Below are 15,287 nucleotides of genomic sequence, written 5' to 3' on the forward strand. Positions count from 1 at the left end.
GTCGATGTCTTACTGATGCCGGGACGAGCCTATAGCACGCACATTCGATTTAAGCCCGCCATCGCCCTCCTTCACCCGAACGTGTGGCGGCGATAGCGTCGGCCCATGACCGATCATGGGACCGACCCCATCAAGGACATGGCCGCCGTACGGGAGGCCACCGACCGCCTGCTCGTCACCGCGCGCGGACTCGACGACGCCGCGCTCCGCGAGCCCTCCCGGCTCGAGGGCTGGTCACGCGGCCATGTGCTCGCCCATGTCGCCCGCAACGCGGACGCGCTGCTGAACGTCCTCACCGCCGCCCGCACCGCCACGCACGTACCGATGTACGCGAGCGCCGAGAGCCGCACCGCGGACATCGAGCGCGACGCACCCCGCCCGCTCGACGTCCATCTCGCGGACCTGGCCGGCAGCGCCGAGCGTTTCAACGACGAAGCGGCCTCGCTTCATTCCGAGATGTGGCAGCGGACCGTCGAACTGCGCAACGGCGTCACCGACCTCGCCGCCCGCGTGCCCTTCCGCCGGCTGATCGAGGTCGAACTGCACCACGTCGACCTCGGCGTCGGCTGCACCGTCGACGACCTGCCGGCCTCCTTCGTCGACCGCGACCTGGAGTACGTGGCGGGCGAGCGCTTCGCGGGACGCGCCGATGTCCCCGCCCTGGTCATCCGCACCGACGAGGGCCGTTCCTGGCGTACGGGCCGCGGCGGGGTCGTCGCAGGCGGAGCCGGGACAGGTGGGGCGGACGAGGCCGGTGTTACGGAAGAGGCGACGGTCGTCGGCGGCTCCCCCGTCGCCCTGCTCGGGTGGCTCACGGGCCGTTCGGACGGCACCGGACTCGACACGGGCGGCTCGCCGCTGCCCGTCCTCCCCCCACTAGGCTGACGGCATGACGTACAGCGGAATGGTGACGGTCGGCGGACCTGCGGATGTGCACGAGCTCACGGACCTGATGATCTCCAAGGTGGCCGTCGGCCCCATGGAGAACAACGCCTATCTGCTGCGCTGTCGCGCCACGGACGTGCAACTCCTCATCGACGCCGCGAACGAGCCGCGCACCCTGCTGAACCTCATCGGGGACGGCGGCATCGCCTCCGTCGTCACCACCCACCGCCACGGCGACCACTGGCAGGCGCTGGCCGAGGTCGTGGAGGCCACCGGCGCGCGGACCTACGCGGGCCGTCATGACGCGGCGGGCATCCCCGTGGAGACGGACGTCCTGGTCGACGACGGGGACGTCATCCGCGTCGGCCGGGTCGAGCTGACCGCGCGTCATCTCGTCGGGCACACACCGGGCAGCATCGCGCTCGTCTACGACGACCCCCACGGCCACGCGCACGTCTTCACAGGCGACTGCCTGTTCCCGGGCGGGGTCGGCAACACCCACGACGACCCGGAGGCGTTCACGAGCCTCCTCCACGACGTCGAGACCAAGCTCTTCGACCGGCTCCCGGACGAGACCTGGGTCTACCCGGGGCACGGCAACGACACGACCCTCGGCGCCGAACGCCCGAACCTGGCGGACTGGCGCAAGCGCGGCTGGTGAACCGCGGGCCCACACCCCGGTCCTCAGGGAACGGAGCCCGGGGCCTGCCCGCGCCCTCGCGCTCTTCAGGACCGCGCAGGAAACCGGATGCCGACGCCGCTGCCCGGTGGCTACTCTCCGTGGATGCCGCCCCTCTCGTACCCCCCGAAACCCCGCCCCGGTGACCGGATCGCCGTCATCTCGCCGTCCTCCGGCCTGCCCGGCGTGCTGCCGCTGCCGTACGAACTCGGCCTGGAGCGGCTGAGGAAGGACTTCGGGCTGGTACCGGTCGAGTATCCGAGCACCCGCCGCATGGACTCCACGCCCCGGCAGCGTGCGGACGACATCCACGCGGCCTTCGCCGATCCGTCCGTCGCCGCCGTCATCGCCAGCATCGGCGGCGACGACCAGATCACGGTGCTGCCGCTGCTCGACCGCGCGTTGCTGCGCGCCCACCCCAAGCCGTTCTTCGGGTGGAGCGACAACACCAACCTGCTCGCCTATCTGTGGAACACCGGCATCGTCGGCTACCACGGCGCGAGCGTGATGGCCGAGCTGGGCCGCCCCGGCGCGATGCACCCGCTGACGGCCGCATCGCTGCGCGCCGCGCTGTTCACCTCGGGTCCGTACGAGCTGTCGCCCGTCGAGACCTACGGGGACGAGGGGGCCGACTGGGCCGATCCCGCGACCTTCGACTCCGAGCCCGTGATGCGGCCGTGCGAGGGCTGGTGGTGGCACCGGCCGGAGCGGGTCGTCGAGGGCGCGAGCTGGGGAGGCAACCTCGAGATCCTGTCCTGGCTGCTCATGGCCGACCGCGAGATCCAGCGGGACGCCGGCGCGTACGACGGCTGCGTGCTCTTCCTGGAGACCTCGGAGGAACTGCCCACCGCGGAGGAGGTCTTCCGCATCCTCCGCACCATGGGCGAGCGCGGTCTGCTGCAGCGGTTCCCGGCGCTGCTGATGGGGCGCGCCAAGGCCTGGTCGCTGGAGAAGCGGAACGACCCGGAGACCAAGGCGCGTTACGCCCGCGAGCAGCGCGCCGCGGTGCTGCGGGCGCTCGAGGCATACGCTCCGGAGACCATGGCGGTCTTCGACGTGGACCTCGGCCACACCGATCCGCAGCAGGTGATCCCGTACGGCGGGCTGGTGCGCGTCGACGGCCCGGCGCGCCGGATCACCGTCACGTACTGATCGCGGGCCCCTCCTGTTCGGGCGGGGAGAGCGGGTGGACCGGGTGACCGTACGGGCGCCGGGCGGACACCGGTCGGCCGCCGGTGCCCCCGTGCGCCCGGTGACCGGGGCGTGCGGCGCCTCGTTGGGCGCAGCGTGGATGATCACCGCGCAGCCGCCCCTCGCCCCTCGGCCACCCCGGCACCGGACGCACCCCCGGCCGGGCCGACGATGCGGCGCCTGGCCGCGGCGTCCCTGGCGGGCACGGCGATCGAGTTCTACGACTTCTTCGTCTACGGGACGGCAGCTGCCCTGGTCCTCGGGCCGCTGTTCTTCCCGGCCTTCTCCCCCATGGCGGGCACGCTGGCGGCGTTCTCCACGTTCGCCGTGGGATTCGTGTCCCGTCCGCTCGGCTCGATGCTCTTCGGGCACATCGGGGACCGCCACGGCCGGCGGCCCGTACTCGTCGCGTCCCTGCTGCTGACGGGTGTCGCGACCGTGTGCGTCGGGTTCGTCCCGTCGTACGCCTCGATCGGCGCCGCCGCTCCCGCGCTGCTGATCGCCCTGCGCTTTCTGCAGGGGCTGGGCCTGGGGGGCGAGTGGGGCGGAGCGGTGCTGCTGACCGCCGAGCACGCGCCCGAGCGACGGCGCGCGCTGTGGTCGAGCTTTCCGCAGATCGGGCCGTCGGTGGGCTTCCTGCTGGCGAACGGGGTGATGCTGGCGCTGTCCGCCCTGCTCACCGATGCGGAGTTCCGCTCCTGGGGCTGGCGGGTGCCGTTCTGGGCGGCCGGGCTGCTCGCGCTCGCCGGGCTGCTCCTGCGCGCCTCGCTCGCCGAGAGCCCGCAGTTCGAGGAGCTGGCGAAGCGGGGCGCGCGCTCCCGCGTCCCGCTCGCCGAAGTCGTCCGCGATCACTGGCGGCTGGTGCTGCTGACGGCCGGGGGACTCGCCGTCGGGTACGCCGTCTTCTACGCCGTGACGACATGGTCCCTCGCCTACGCGACCGATCGGCTGGGGGTCAGCCGGACCGTCATGCTCGGGTGCGTCATGGCCGCCGTGGCCGTCAAGGGGGTATGCACGCCATTCATGGCGGTGCTCGGCGACCGGTACGGGCGGCGGTTCATGTGCCTGGCCGGATGCGCGGGTTCGGCGGTGTGGATGTTCCCGCTGATCTCCCTGCTGAGCACGGGCGAGCCGCTGTTCATGTTCCTGGGCACCCTCGGTGCGCTGCTCGCGTTCATCGTCATGTTCGCGGTCGTGGCGGCGTATCTCCCCGAGCTGTACGAGGCGCGGGTCCGCTGCACGGGTGCGGCGGTCGGCTACAACCTCGGCGGCGTGCTGGGCGGTGCGCTCACGCCGATCGTGGCGACGGCCGTGTCGGACGGGCCTGGCCCGCCCTGGGGCGTCGCCGCCTATCTGACGGCGGTGGCGCTGGTGAGCCTGGGCTGTTTCGCGTTGCTGCCGGAGACCCGGCCGGCGGCCGCGGGAGCGGGCAAGGCGGTGGCGAGCACGGCCGTGTGAGCCCAACTGGGTTCGGCTGCCGGGCTGATCGCACCGGCCCGACCGCCATGGGTCAGGGGCGCGTCCGGAGGGTCGGCACCGTTTGCTCGGCGACGTGGCGTACGTACCGCCGTTGCCGCGCGTCACCCCGTCCGTCCCGTCGTCACCAGCCCCGCCTCCTCCGCGGCCTCGAAGTGGTCGTCCACCAGGACCACCGAGCGTCCCGCCGCGTCCAGAAGGGAGGCGGCCATGGCGGCGCGCATGCCGCTCGCGCAGTGCGTCCACACGGTCCCGGCGGGCACGTCGGCCAGCCGTCCTGGCAGTTGGTGGACCGGGAGGTGAACCGAACCGGTGACCGCGCCCTCGGCACGCTCGGCGTCCCGGCGTACGTCGAGCACCACGGAGTCCTCGCCCGCGCGGAGCTCCCGCGCGAGGGCGGCGAAGTCCGCGCGGCGGAAGCCGGAGGGGCGGTCGTTCCCCGCCAGCCAGTCGGCCGGGCCGCCCGTCGCCGAGGCTGCCGGACGGTCGATGCCGACGCGCACCAGTTCCCGCTGTGCCGCGGCGATGTCGCCGGCGGTCCCGGCCAGCAGCGTGACCGGCGTGCCCCAGGGGATCAGCCACGCCAGGTAGGTGGCGAGGCGTCCGTCGCCCTCGAAGTTGTACGTGCCCCGCACGTGCTCCCGCGCGAACGCGACCCGGCTGCGCAGGTCCACGACCCACTCCCCCGCCTCCAGCCGGGCCGCGATGCCGCCGGCGTCCACGGTCTCCGGTGGGGTCAGGTCCAGGGGCGGAGGGCCGTCGGCGTTCACCGGCCCCATTCGCGCGTAGTACGCGGGCACGTCGTCCGGTCCGGCCAGCAGCTGCCCCACGAAGGTGTCGACGTCCTCCGACAGCGCCTCGTTCGCCCGGCGTTGCTCCCCCATGGTCGTACGGTCGGTGTCCTCGGACCCTCCGGACGCGCAGAAGCTGCCGAATCCGTGAGTGGGCAGGACCAGGGCGTCGTCGGGGAGGCGGTCGGCCAGCCGGTGCGCGGAGGCGAACTGGGCCCGGGCCAGCGGCTCGGCCAGCCGGGGGTCGACCAGGTCGGTGCGGCCGACCGTGCCGGTGAGCAGCGAGCCCCCGGTGAAGGCGGCGGCCGGCAGGCCGTCGTCGTGGAGGACGTAGCTGGTGTGGTGCTGGGTGTGGCCGGGGGTCGCGACGGCCTCGAGCTTCAGTCCGTCGTCGACGGGGACGGCGTCCCCGTCGGTCACCGGGACGCGCGCGTAGCGGACGTCGGCTCCTGCGGGGACGAGATAGCGGGCGCCGGTGAGCCGGGCCAGTTCGAGGCCGCCGGTGACGTAGTCGTTGTGGACGTGGGTCTCGGCCACGAGCGCGATACGCACCCCGTGCCGCTCGGCGGCGGCGAGCACACGGTCGATGTCGCGCGGCGGATCGATGACGGCGGCCGCGTCCGTACCCGCCACGAGATAGCTGCGGTTGCCGAGGCCGGTCGTGTCCAGCGTGTCGATGGGGTGCATACGGAGCCTCTCGTCCGGCCACGGGTACCCGGCCCCGGCCGGTCCCCAACGTCCGCACCGCGTCCGCACCGCGTCCGCCCGGCGGGACGGCCTGCGAGGGGCCGCCCGCAAGACCCCGGACACGCCGCGGGGCGGCCCGGGGAGAACCCCGGACCGCCCCTGCACGGAGGACATTCATGCATGTGCCCCGTCGGGCGACGAGTACGCCGGACACCGTCGGACGAGCACGGTCGGCGCCCGTGAGCCGCGAAGCGCGACCCGTCAGCCGTCGAGCTGCTTGTCGCTCCCGCCGCCGCCCGCGGACCGCGACCCGGCGCCGGCGGCCTCCGGCTGCTCCCCGGCCGCCTTCGCCTCCGCCTCCGCCTGCTTCTTGGAGGCGCGGAGACTGGTGATCGTGGTGACGACCAGCACGCCGCAGATCACGGCGAGCGAGACCGGGATGCTGATCTCGGGGACGTGGACCCCGGACTCGTGCAACGCGTGCAGCACCAGCTTCACACCGATGAAGCCGAGGATGACCGACAGGCCGTACGAGAGGTGGACCAGCTTCTTCAGCAGCCCGCCGATGAGGAAGTAGAGCTGCCGCAGACCCATCAGCGCGAAGGCGTTGGCGGTGAAGACGATGTACGGGTCCTGGGTGAGGCCGAAGATCGCCGGGATGGAGTCCAGCGCGAAGAGGACGTCCGTGGTGCCGATCGCCAGCATGACCACGAGCATCGGGGTCATGATGCGCTTGCCGTTCTTCTGGATGAACAGCTTGGTGCCGTGGTAGCGGTCGGCCACGCCGAAGCGCTGCTCCGCCGCCTTGAGCAGGCGGTTCTCCTCGTACTCCTCGTCCTCGCCGCCGGAGCGCGCCTCCTGGATGAGCTTCCAGGCGGTCCAGATGAGGAACGCGCCGAAGATGAAGAAGACCCAGGAGAAGCTGGCGATGATGGCCGCGCCCGCCGCGATGAAGATCGCGCGGAGCACCAGGGCGATCAGCACACCGAAGAGCAGGACGCGCTGCTGGTACTGCGAGGGCACCGAGAACTTCGCCATGATCAGGACGAAGACGAAGAGGTTGTCGACGCTCAGCGACTTCTCGGTGATGAATCCGGCGAAGAACTCGCCCGCGGGCTGCCCGCCCGCGAAGATCAGCAGGCCCACCCCGAAGAGGGCGGCCAGCGCGATCCAGACGATCGTCCAGATCCCGGCTTCCTTGATCGATACGTCATGGGGCTTGCGCCCGATGAAGAAGTCGGCCGCGATCAGGGCGCACAGACCACCAATGGTCAGCGCCCACAGGCCCATGGAGACGTCCACTAACTCCTCCGGCAGAGTCGTACGGCAATGGTCAGCGTCGTAGCTGCCGGAGGTCTCTTCCACCCTGGGTCGCGCACCGCGCGCCGGGCCGACGCCCCGGGATCACACAGCGATCCGTACTGACGGGAACGTCGCAGCAGGAGTACTCCCCTCCGCACCCAGAAGAGTACACGCAACACCAAGGAAAGGTAAAGGAAAGGGCAAAGAAGGGGTAAGGCGGCAGGTCAGCGACCCCATGCCCGGCGGGCCTCGGCGACCTTGCCGAGCACGTGATGCAGTACCGCGCTCCCGGCCGGGGCCAGCGACGGCTCGTAGGTCCAGGCGTGCCCGACCCAGGGATCGGCCAGATGATCGTCGGCGACGGGGGTGATCCGCAGCAGCGACCGCCACAGGGGGTCGAGCACCGGACCGTACTCCCGGGCGTCCTCCCGGTCGGCCACCATCATCAGATGCACGCCCACGGCCGGTCCCTCGTCGGCGAGGTAGCGGAGCTGGGTGACCGCCCGGTCGTCGAAGCCGTGCGGGAAGTCGTTCACGATCAGCAGCTGCTCGGCGGTGTCCAGGTCGGGCGGCAGCGCGTCGGACGCCCCGCCCCGCAGCGCCATCTGCACCAGGTCCACGCGCTGGGTGAGCCGGGCCAGCACCGAGGAGACGCCCGCGGCGCCCGACGCGGGCGGCTCCCGAAGCGCCCCGGTCTCCGTCAGGGGCGCGAGCGCGGACGCGGCGGACCCCGCGGGGTCGATGACCTGCACCGTGAACTCGCCCGCCGGATAGACCGCGAGCATGCGCGCGGCGTGCGCGACGGCGGTGTCCATGGCCAGGCGGCGCATCCGTGCGGGGTCGGCCAGGCTGCCCTCGTCCGACGCCACCCGGCCGCTGTCCACCCAGAGCCCGCGCTCCAGCGGCAGCCGGACGAGCATGGGGATCCGCAGCTCGGGGCGCTCGGGGAGATGGACGTCCCCCAGGCGCAGGGCCATCGGGATCTCCATGGGGACGCGGTAGCCCTGCCAGACCGGGCTGTCCCAGCCCGCGAAGGCCGGGGGCAGTGCGGGCTCGACGACCTCGGCCTCGGCGACGAGCTGGGCGAGGTCCCGGTCGAGGGCGGCGCGGGCCTGGTCGACCAGGGCCGCGTGCTTGGCCCGGGCCTCGGCACGTGCGGCGTCGCCCGCGCTCCCGATCCGGGAACGCGGGTCGGAGAGCACCCGGTCGAGCTCCTGCTCCATCCGCGAGTCGGCGAAGTCGACCGCACTGCGGTAGGCGGCGGTGGTCCGGGCCAGGTCCTCGAACATGCCCCAGACCTGGTTGTAGAGGCGCTCCTCCATGGTCCAGCCGGTGGCGTCGCCCGCGACGGGCTGCGCGGGCCGGCCCGGCTCGGCGGGCGGCGCGGCCGGGGGCGGCGTGGGGGGAGCGGCCGGAGTACGGCCCGGGTGCTGGTAGTTGACCGGTCCGCCGCCGCCCGCCACGGGCTGGGCGGGCGATACGGGTGTCGGGCCGCCCGGCGTCGCGGGGGCCGGCCCGCCCATGGAGTCACCGGGCTCCCCGGTGGGGACGGTGCCGGAGGCGCCCCCAGCGGGGCCGGAGCCGGAGGGGCCCCCGATGGTGCCGTTGCCGGTCGCGCCGCCCGAGGTGGCGGTCCGGACGCGGCCTCCGTCGCCCGGCGGCAGGGGCGGAGGCGCCGGTACGGACCGGGCGATGCCCTCGGCGACGGCCTCGTTGATGGCGGCGGCGAGTTCGGCGGCCTGGGGCAGTCCCTGGTCCTGGAGCAGGGCGGCGAGCCCGCCCGCGTACCCCTGGCCGACGGCGCGCACCTTCCACGCCCCCTGCCTGCGGTAGAGCTCGAGGGCGATGACCGCGGACTCGGCGTCGAGGCCCGTGACGGTGTAGCTGGCGATCTCGGTGCCGTCGAGGCCGGTGACGGCGACGAAGGGCGCGGCGAGCCCGGCGAAACTCACGGGGCCGCCGACACCGACGGGCAGGGCGAGCAGCACGCTGACGCGGTGGACGGCCTCGGGTATCGCGTCGAGATCGACGGCGAGCCGGTGCTCGGCCGCGGCCTGCCTGGGCACTTCGAGGCCGGGGAGGTTCGGCGAGGCGGGGTGGGCGACCCAGTCGGTGCCCCGGATGCTGCCCTGCTCGTCGCTCAGGGTGGCCCCGGCCACGACCGGCTTGCCCGCCGAGACCCGGATCTCCCAACGCGCCCCGGGCAGTGGGTGGTTCTGCCCACGCACCAGCTCGGCCGTCATCGTGCTTCCCCTCGTTGTGTCGTACGGGTCGGTGTCGTACGGGTCCGGTGGTACCGGTACGTGATCCCGGTCGGTGGCCGGGTGTCCCGGTGACGGGCGGCGGTCCCGGTGGTGATCGGCGATTCCCGTGGCGGGGGTTCGGCACCCGCCACTCTCGCGGCCCCCTCCGGAGCCCCGGCACCGGAGCCGGTGCTGCGCGGCTCCCGGGGGCCGTGCCTCCGGGAGCCGTCGGTACTGCGGTGCCGGCCGCCGCTGCCGCGGCACGCCGGACTCCGCTCAGAGGTGGGGCAGGATCGCCGGCATCAGGTCCTGGAAGGTCCGGCCGTTGGCGGGGTTGCCGACCGCCGTCATCTGCCAGCCGCCCCCGACGCGGTGGACCTTGGCCATGATCTGGGCGGTGTACTGACCGCCGCCGGTGAGCGTGTAGCGCGCCATCTCCTGGCCGTTGGACTCGTCGACGAGACGGCAGAAGGCGTTCTGCACCTCGGCGAACGTCTGGCCGGTGAAGGAGTTCACCGTGAAGACGATCTGGTCGATGTGGACGGGGACGCGCTGGAGATCGACGAGGATGGCCTCGTCGTCGCCGCCCTGTCCGGCGCCGCCGACCAGGTTGTCGCCGGTGTGCCGCACGGAGCCGTCGTCACTGACGAGGTGACGGAAGAAGACGACGTCCACGGGCTGCTTGTCGGCGAACAGCACGGCCGATGCGTCGAGGTCGATCTCCCTCGTGCGAGAACCGAACAGCCCGCGGCGGGGAGCCGCCTGCCAGCCCAGGCCCATCCGCACCGCACTCAGGGTGCCCCCGTCGGACTTCTGCAGGCTGATGCCCTGCCCCTTGGACAAGTTGACGCTCACGCGCTGTCCCCTCTCAACAAATCCACCGCAACCGCCCTCCCTGTGGCGGCTGCGCCTGAAACCCTACGCATCGGCACGGACCGAGGTGCATGGCACATGCCAACTTGTGGCTTTCTTGCAACAGACGGACATCAGGACAGCCCCGCCTCCCTCATCTGCCTCAGCTCCTTCTTCAGCTCGCCGACCTCGTCGCGCAGCCGGGCGGCGACCTCGAACTGGAGATCCGCGGCCGCGGCGCGCATCCGCTCGGTCATCTCCTCGATGATCCCGGCCAGCTCCGTCGCGGGCCGGTCGGTCAGCACCGTCCCGTCCTTGGCGCCGCTCGCCGCCTTCGCCGCCGCCTTGCCCTTGGCGCCGGTCCTGCCGCCCAGCTCGGGGACCGGGGCCTTCGGCCTGCCGTCCTTGCCCTGGCGGTAGCCGGTGCCGAGCAGCTGCTCGGTGTCGACCCCTTCGCGGGCGATGGTCGCCACGATGTCGTTGATCTTCTTCCGGAGCGGCTGCGGATCGATGCCCCGCTCCTTGTTGTACGCGATCTGCTTCTCCCGGCGGCGGTTGGTCTCGTCGATGGCCTTCTCCATCGCCGGGGTCATCTTGTCGGCGTACATGTGCACCTGGCCGGAGACGTTACGCGCGGCGCGGCCGATGGTCTGGATCAGCGAGGTGCCGGAGCGGAGGAAGCCCTCCTTGTCGGCGTCGAGGATCGCCACCAGCGAGACCTCGGGCAGGTCGAGGCCCTCCCGCAGCAGGTTGATGCCGACCAGGACGTCGTACTCGCCCGACCGCAGCTCGCGCAGCAGCTCGACGCGGCGGAGCGTGTCGACGTCGCTGTGCAGATACCGGACGCGGATGCCGAGTTCGAGGAAGTAGTCGGTCAGGTCCTCGGCCATCTTCTTGGTCAGGGTGGTGACCAGGACGCGCTCGTCCTTCTCCGTGCGGGTGCGGATCTCGTGGACCAGGTCGTCGATCTGGCCCTCGGTGGACTTGACGACCACCTCGGGGTCGACGAGCCCGGTGGGACGGATGATCTGCTCGACGACACCGCCGGAACGCGACAGCTCGTACTGCCCGGGGGTGGCCGACAGATAGACGGTCTGGCCGATGCGTCCAAGGAACTCCTCCCACTTCAGCGGGCGGTTGTCCATGGCGGAGGGCAGCCGGAAGCCGTGGTCGACCAGCGTCCGCTTGCGGGAGGCGTCGCCCTCGTACATCGCGCCGATCTGCGGCACCGTCACATGGGACTCGTCGATGACCAGGACGAAGTCCTCGGGGAAGTAGTCGAGCAGGGTGTGCGGCGCGGAGCCCGTCTCCCGGCCGTCGATGTGCAGCGAGTAGTTCTCGATGCCGGAGCAGCTTCCGATCTGCCGCATCATCTCGATGTCGTAGGTGGTGCGCATGCGCAGCCGCTGGGCCTCCAGCAGCTTGCCCTGCTTCTCCAGCTCGGCCAGCCGCACCTCCAGCTCGGTCTCGATCCCGGCGATGGCCTTCTCCATGCGCTCGGGACCCGCGACGTAGTGGCTGGCCGGGAAGACGTACAGCTGGTCGTCCTCGCTCATGACCTCGCCGGTCACCGGGTGGAGCGTGGAGAGCGCCTCGATCTCGTCGCCGAACATCTCGATGCGGACGGCCAGCTCCTCGTAGACCGGGAAGATCTCGATGGTGTCGCCGCGCACGCGGAAGGTGCCGCGGGTGAAGGCCAGGTCGTTGCGCTGGTACTGGATGTCGACGAAGCGGCGCAGCAGGGTGTCGCGGTCGATCTCCTCGCCGAGCTTCAGCGGGACCATGCGGTCCACGTACTCCTGTGGGGTGCCCAGGCCGTAGATGCACGAGACGGAGGCGACCACGACCACGTCTCGGCGGGTGAGCAGGGAGTTCGTGGCGGAGTGACGGAGCCGCTCGACCTCCTCGTTGATCGAGGAGTCCTTCTCGATGTAGGTGTCCGACTGCGGGACGTACGCCTCCGGCTGGTAGTAGTCGTAGTACGACACGAAGTACTCGACGGCGTTGTTCGGCAGGAGCTCCCGGAACTCGTTCGCGAGCTGGGCCGCGAGCGTCTTGTTCGGCGCGAGCACCAGCGTGGGCCGCTGAAGCCTCTCGACCATCCAGGCGGTGGTCGCCGACTTGCCGGTGCCGGTGGCGCCCAGCAGCACGACGTCCTTCTCCCCCTCCTTGATGCGCCGCTCCAGCTCGGCGATCGCCGTGGGCTGGTCGCCGCTCGGCTGGTAGGGGCTGACGACCTCGAAGGGCGCCACGGTGCGTTCGATGTGGGATACGGGCCGCATGGATCCACCGTACGACTCGCCACCGACAACGGACGCCGGAGCGCTCGGGGGGGCGCCCCCGGCGCGCACAGGGGGCGCCCCCGGCGCGCACAGGGGGCGCTCGGGAGCGCACCGGGACCGCGTCCTGAGCGGTTTGCCGCGCTCCGAAGATCCTGAGGTGTCCCGTTCAACTCTTGGCCATTCTGCGCCTGTCCCCCGTTGGGACCCGACTGGGACTCTCCTGGCGTCCGTGCACAGCCGACGCGAGGAGTCCATGTGCAAACACGCGCTGTCGCCGCCGCTCTTGGTGCGATTCTGGGGTTCTCCGCTCTGTTCCTCCCGACATCCACGGCGCACGCCGCCGAGACGGACCACGGCCCCGTGGTCGTGGCACACCGCGGCGCATCGGCGTACGCACCCGAGAACACGCTCGAGGCGGTCGACAAGGCCGACGAGCTCGACACCACCTGGGTGGAGAACGACGTCCAGCGCACCAGGGACGGCGCGTTGGTCGTCATCCACGACACCAACCTGAAGCGCACCACCGACGTGGAGGAGGTCTTCCCGGACCGCTCCCCCTGGAACGTCGCCGACTTCACCCTGGCCGAGATCAAGCGGCTCGACGCGGGGAGCTGGTTCTCCGCGGACTACAAGGGCGCGCGCGTACCCACGCTGAGCGAGTACCTGGACCGGGTCGAGGACAACCACCAGAAGCTGCTGCTGGAGCTGAAGGCGCCCGACCTCTACCCGGGGATCGAGGCCCAGACGCTGTGGGTGCTGTTCCGCGAGGGCTGGCTCGACCGGTCCCATGTGCGGAGCAAGCTGATCATCCAGTCCTTCGACGCGGACGCCATCAAGACGGTGCACACGATCCGGCGTGATGTGAAGACCGGGTTCCTCGGGACCCCGGCGGTCGCCGACCTCCCGGCGTACGCCGAGTTCACGGACCAGATCAACCCGAGCCAGGGGACGGTGACCCCCGAGTACGTCAAGGCCGTTCACAGCCTCCGGGGACCGCACCAGCGAACCCTGGAGCTGTTCACCTGGACGGTCAACGACGCCGAGATCGCGAAGCGCCTGGCCGGGTACGGGGTCGACGGGATCATCACCAACAAGCCCGATGTCGTACGGGACGCCACACAGGGCGTCACCGCGGACACCGGTTCCGGGGCCTCCCGCGAACCGGCCGGGGCCGGCGCCACGCCGTAGCTCCCGCTCCCGGAGCCCACGGCGACCCTCGCGGCCGCGCCCCCGCCCGGGGCGCGGCCGCACCGCGTGGGGACGGCGAGCGGAGCGGGTGGCGGTGGTGCGGAGCGGGGCCGGTCGCGGCGGTACGGCGGAGCCCGCGGGGATGTCGGACCCCGGCGCTACGCTCCGGAGCATGACCACCGTGACCTGGACCGTGACCGACAGCCCGATCGGGCCGCTGCTGCTCGCCGCCACTCCCGGAGGGCTGGTCAACGTCGTCTTCCACGCCGACGAGGAGACGTCCCGCGCGGCACGGGAGCGCCTGGCGGCGCGGCTGGGCGCGGAGCCCGTGGAGGTCGGCTCACCGGCCGAGCGGCGGGGCGGGGGCGGGGATCAGGGCGCGGAAGCGGCGCCCCAGGACGGTGCCGGAGGCGGCGCAGCAGAGGACCGGGCGGCGGCGGATCGCGTACTGACGGAGGCCGTGGACCAGCTCGGCGCGTACTTCGACGGCACCCTGCGCGCCTTCGACCTCCCTCTGGACTGGTCGCTGTCCGGCGGCTTCAACCGGCAGGTGCTGCGCGAACTGGCCGACGGCGTCCCGTACGGCACGGTCGTCGGCTACGTCGACCTCGCCGAGCGGGTCGGCGAGCCCGGCGCGGCACGGGCCGTGGGCGTGGCGATGGGCTCCAACCCGCTGCCGGTCGTGGTCGCCTGCCACCGCGTGGTCGAGAGCGGTGGAGGCATCGGCGGCTTCGGCGGCGGGCTGGAGACCAAGCGCGCCCTGCTCGCGCTCGAAGGGGTGCTGCCGCAGCCGCTGTTCTGAACGACGGCCGCGGAGGCTTCCCGTTCCGCGCCGAGAGGCGAGGGCCGGTCCATGCCGACCGGGTGAGGCACGGCGCCCGGGCACCGGTGCAACCACCGGGCGCACAGGCCGAGTTCCGCGCCGTACCGTGCCCCTCTCGGCCGTCGCCCGTGCCTGAACTCGATTCCTCAGTACGGCACTTCAGCCCGGCACCTCGACCCAGCGCCTCGGCCCGGCACGTCGGCCCGGCGGCCTCAGCGGTCGAGACGCAACAGCAGGACCCGGGCACGTGCGTCACCGGCGACCACCGCCCGCTGGGCCCAGTTGAGCGCCCGGGCCGCGTGGTCGCGCTTGGCCTGGTCGCCGGTCGCCTCTTCCTTCCGGCGCATGTACAGCGTCGCCAACTCCCGTGCGCAGCCCCCGTGTCCGCGCTCCGCGCCCGGCTTCAGCCACTCCTCGGCTTCGTCCGACCGGCCCTGTTCGCGCAGGGCGGCGCCCAGGTACTCGCGGCTGGTGTCGTCGTTCCTGGCCTCGGCCGCCTTGCGCCACCACCCCTCGGCAGCGGGTCTGCGCTGCATCGTGCGCAGCCGTACGCCGGGCTCGTGTACGGGGATGTCCATGCCGCGTTCGACGGCCTTGCCCCACCACGCGAACGCCTCGTCGTACAGCTCGTCGGCGGCGCACTCGATCACCATGTTCGCGGCGGCGGCGCCGTCCCCCGTCGTGGCCAGCTCCCGCCAGAGCCGCAACGCCCCGTCGCGGTCGCCCCGGCTGAACATCTCCTTGGCGTTCTCGTTGAGGTCGTGCTCGCGCTGCCCTTGCCGTTTCCGCAGCCACTTCACCGCACTCCGCCCCTTCCTGCGTACCGCCCGGCACTGGTTGCCCGGGGCCCGGGCAACCAGTACGCCAGCGCGTCCCCGAGGGACGAAA

12 protein-coding genes are annotated in these 15,287 nt (G+C 72.2%); 6 read left to right on the plus strand and 6 right to left on the minus strand.

The genetic code is table 11. From position 1 onward, the window contains the following. Window positions 1-105: 105 nt before the first annotated feature. The 4 genes from ABZ822_RS15330 to ABZ822_RS15345 all read left to right on the plus strand — a co-directional run bounded on the left by ABZ822_RS15330 (window position 106) and on the right by ABZ822_RS15345 (window position 4,213). Window positions 106-885 (plus strand): maleylpyruvate isomerase family mycothiol-dependent enzyme, encoded by a 780-nt coding sequence (locus ABZ822_RS15330; protein WP_360852794.1) that lies wholly within the window; start codon window positions 106-108, stop codon window positions 883-885. Window positions 886-889: 4 nt separating this feature from the next. Continuing rightward, window positions 890-1,546: an MBL fold metallo-hydrolase gene (locus tag ABZ822_RS15335; protein ID WP_360852797.1), complete on the plus strand. Its 657-nt coding sequence runs from the start codon at window positions 890-892 to the stop codon at window positions 1,544-1,546. A gap of 123 nt (window positions 1,547-1,669) precedes the next feature. Then, window positions 1,670-2,716 (plus strand): S66 peptidase family protein, encoded by a 1,047-nt coding sequence (locus tag ABZ822_RS15340; RefSeq protein ID WP_360852800.1) that lies wholly within the window; start codon window positions 1,670-1,672, stop codon window positions 2,714-2,716. A gap of 210 nt (window positions 2,717-2,926) precedes the next feature. Beyond that, window positions 2,927-4,213 carry an MFS transporter gene (locus ABZ822_RS15345; RefSeq protein ID WP_360853350.1) on the plus strand — a complete coding sequence of 429 codons (1,287 nt, stop codon included), beginning with the start codon at window positions 2,927-2,929 and terminating at the stop codon, window positions 4,211-4,213. A gap of 122 nt (window positions 4,214-4,335) precedes the next feature. Here ABZ822_RS15345 and ABZ822_RS15350 read toward each other — a convergent pair whose 3' ends face one another. The 5 genes from ABZ822_RS15350 to uvrB form a co-directional block, all read right to left on the minus strand. Beyond that, window positions 4,336-5,709, minus strand: coding sequence for an MBL fold metallo-hydrolase (locus ABZ822_RS15350; RefSeq protein WP_360852803.1), 1,374 nt, complete (start codon window positions 5,707-5,709; stop codon window positions 4,336-4,338). A 261-nt stretch (window positions 5,710-5,970) separates the two neighbouring features. After that, entirely contained in the window at window positions 5,971-7,011 is a 1,041-nt protein-coding gene (locus tag ABZ822_RS15355; RefSeq protein ID WP_360853353.1) for a TerC family protein, read from the minus strand. A gap of 224 nt (window positions 7,012-7,235) precedes the next feature. Further along, the gene (locus ABZ822_RS15360; RefSeq protein ID WP_360852806.1) at window positions 7,236-9,254 is read right to left on the minus strand and encodes a TerD family protein; all 2,019 of its coding nucleotides are present in this window, start codon (window positions 9,252-9,254) and stop codon (window positions 7,236-7,238) included. A 276-nt stretch (window positions 9,255-9,530) separates the two neighbouring features. Continuing rightward, on the minus strand, window positions 9,531-10,109 hold the full coding sequence (locus ABZ822_RS15365; RefSeq protein ID WP_360852809.1) for a TerD family protein: 579 nt from the start codon (window positions 10,107-10,109) through the stop codon (window positions 9,531-9,533). Between the two features lie 131 nt (window positions 10,110-10,240). After that, complete coding sequence (uvrB, locus tag ABZ822_RS15370) at window positions 10,241-12,388, minus strand: excinuclease ABC subunit UvrB (RefSeq protein ID WP_360852812.1); 2,148 nt, start codon at window positions 12,386-12,388, stop codon at window positions 10,241-10,243. 255 nt (window positions 12,389-12,643) lie between these two features. Between uvrB and ABZ822_RS15375 the strand changes: the two genes are divergently transcribed. After that, window positions 12,644-13,576, plus strand: a complete 933-nt coding sequence (locus ABZ822_RS15375) for a glycerophosphodiester phosphodiesterase family protein (RefSeq protein ID WP_360852814.1) — start codon at window positions 12,644-12,646, stop codon at window positions 13,574-13,576. Window positions 13,577-13,748: 172 nt separating this feature from the next. Further along, window positions 13,749-14,378 (plus strand): methylated-DNA--[protein]-cysteine S-methyltransferase, encoded by a 630-nt coding sequence (locus ABZ822_RS15380; protein WP_360852817.1) that lies wholly within the window; start codon window positions 13,749-13,751, stop codon window positions 14,376-14,378. A gap of 233 nt (window positions 14,379-14,611) precedes the next feature. On the opposite strand, the gene ABZ822_RS15385 is transcribed toward ABZ822_RS15380, so the two are convergent. Further along, a complete protein-coding gene (locus ABZ822_RS15385) occupies window positions 14,612-15,199 on the minus strand; it encodes a hypothetical protein (RefSeq protein WP_360852820.1) in 588 nt (195 codons plus the stop codon). Window positions 15,200-15,287: the final 88 nt, after the last annotated feature.

The organism is Streptomyces sp. NPDC047108, assembly GCF_040643575.1.
Lineage (GTDB): Bacteria > Actinomycetota > Actinomycetes > Streptomycetales > Streptomycetaceae > Streptomyces.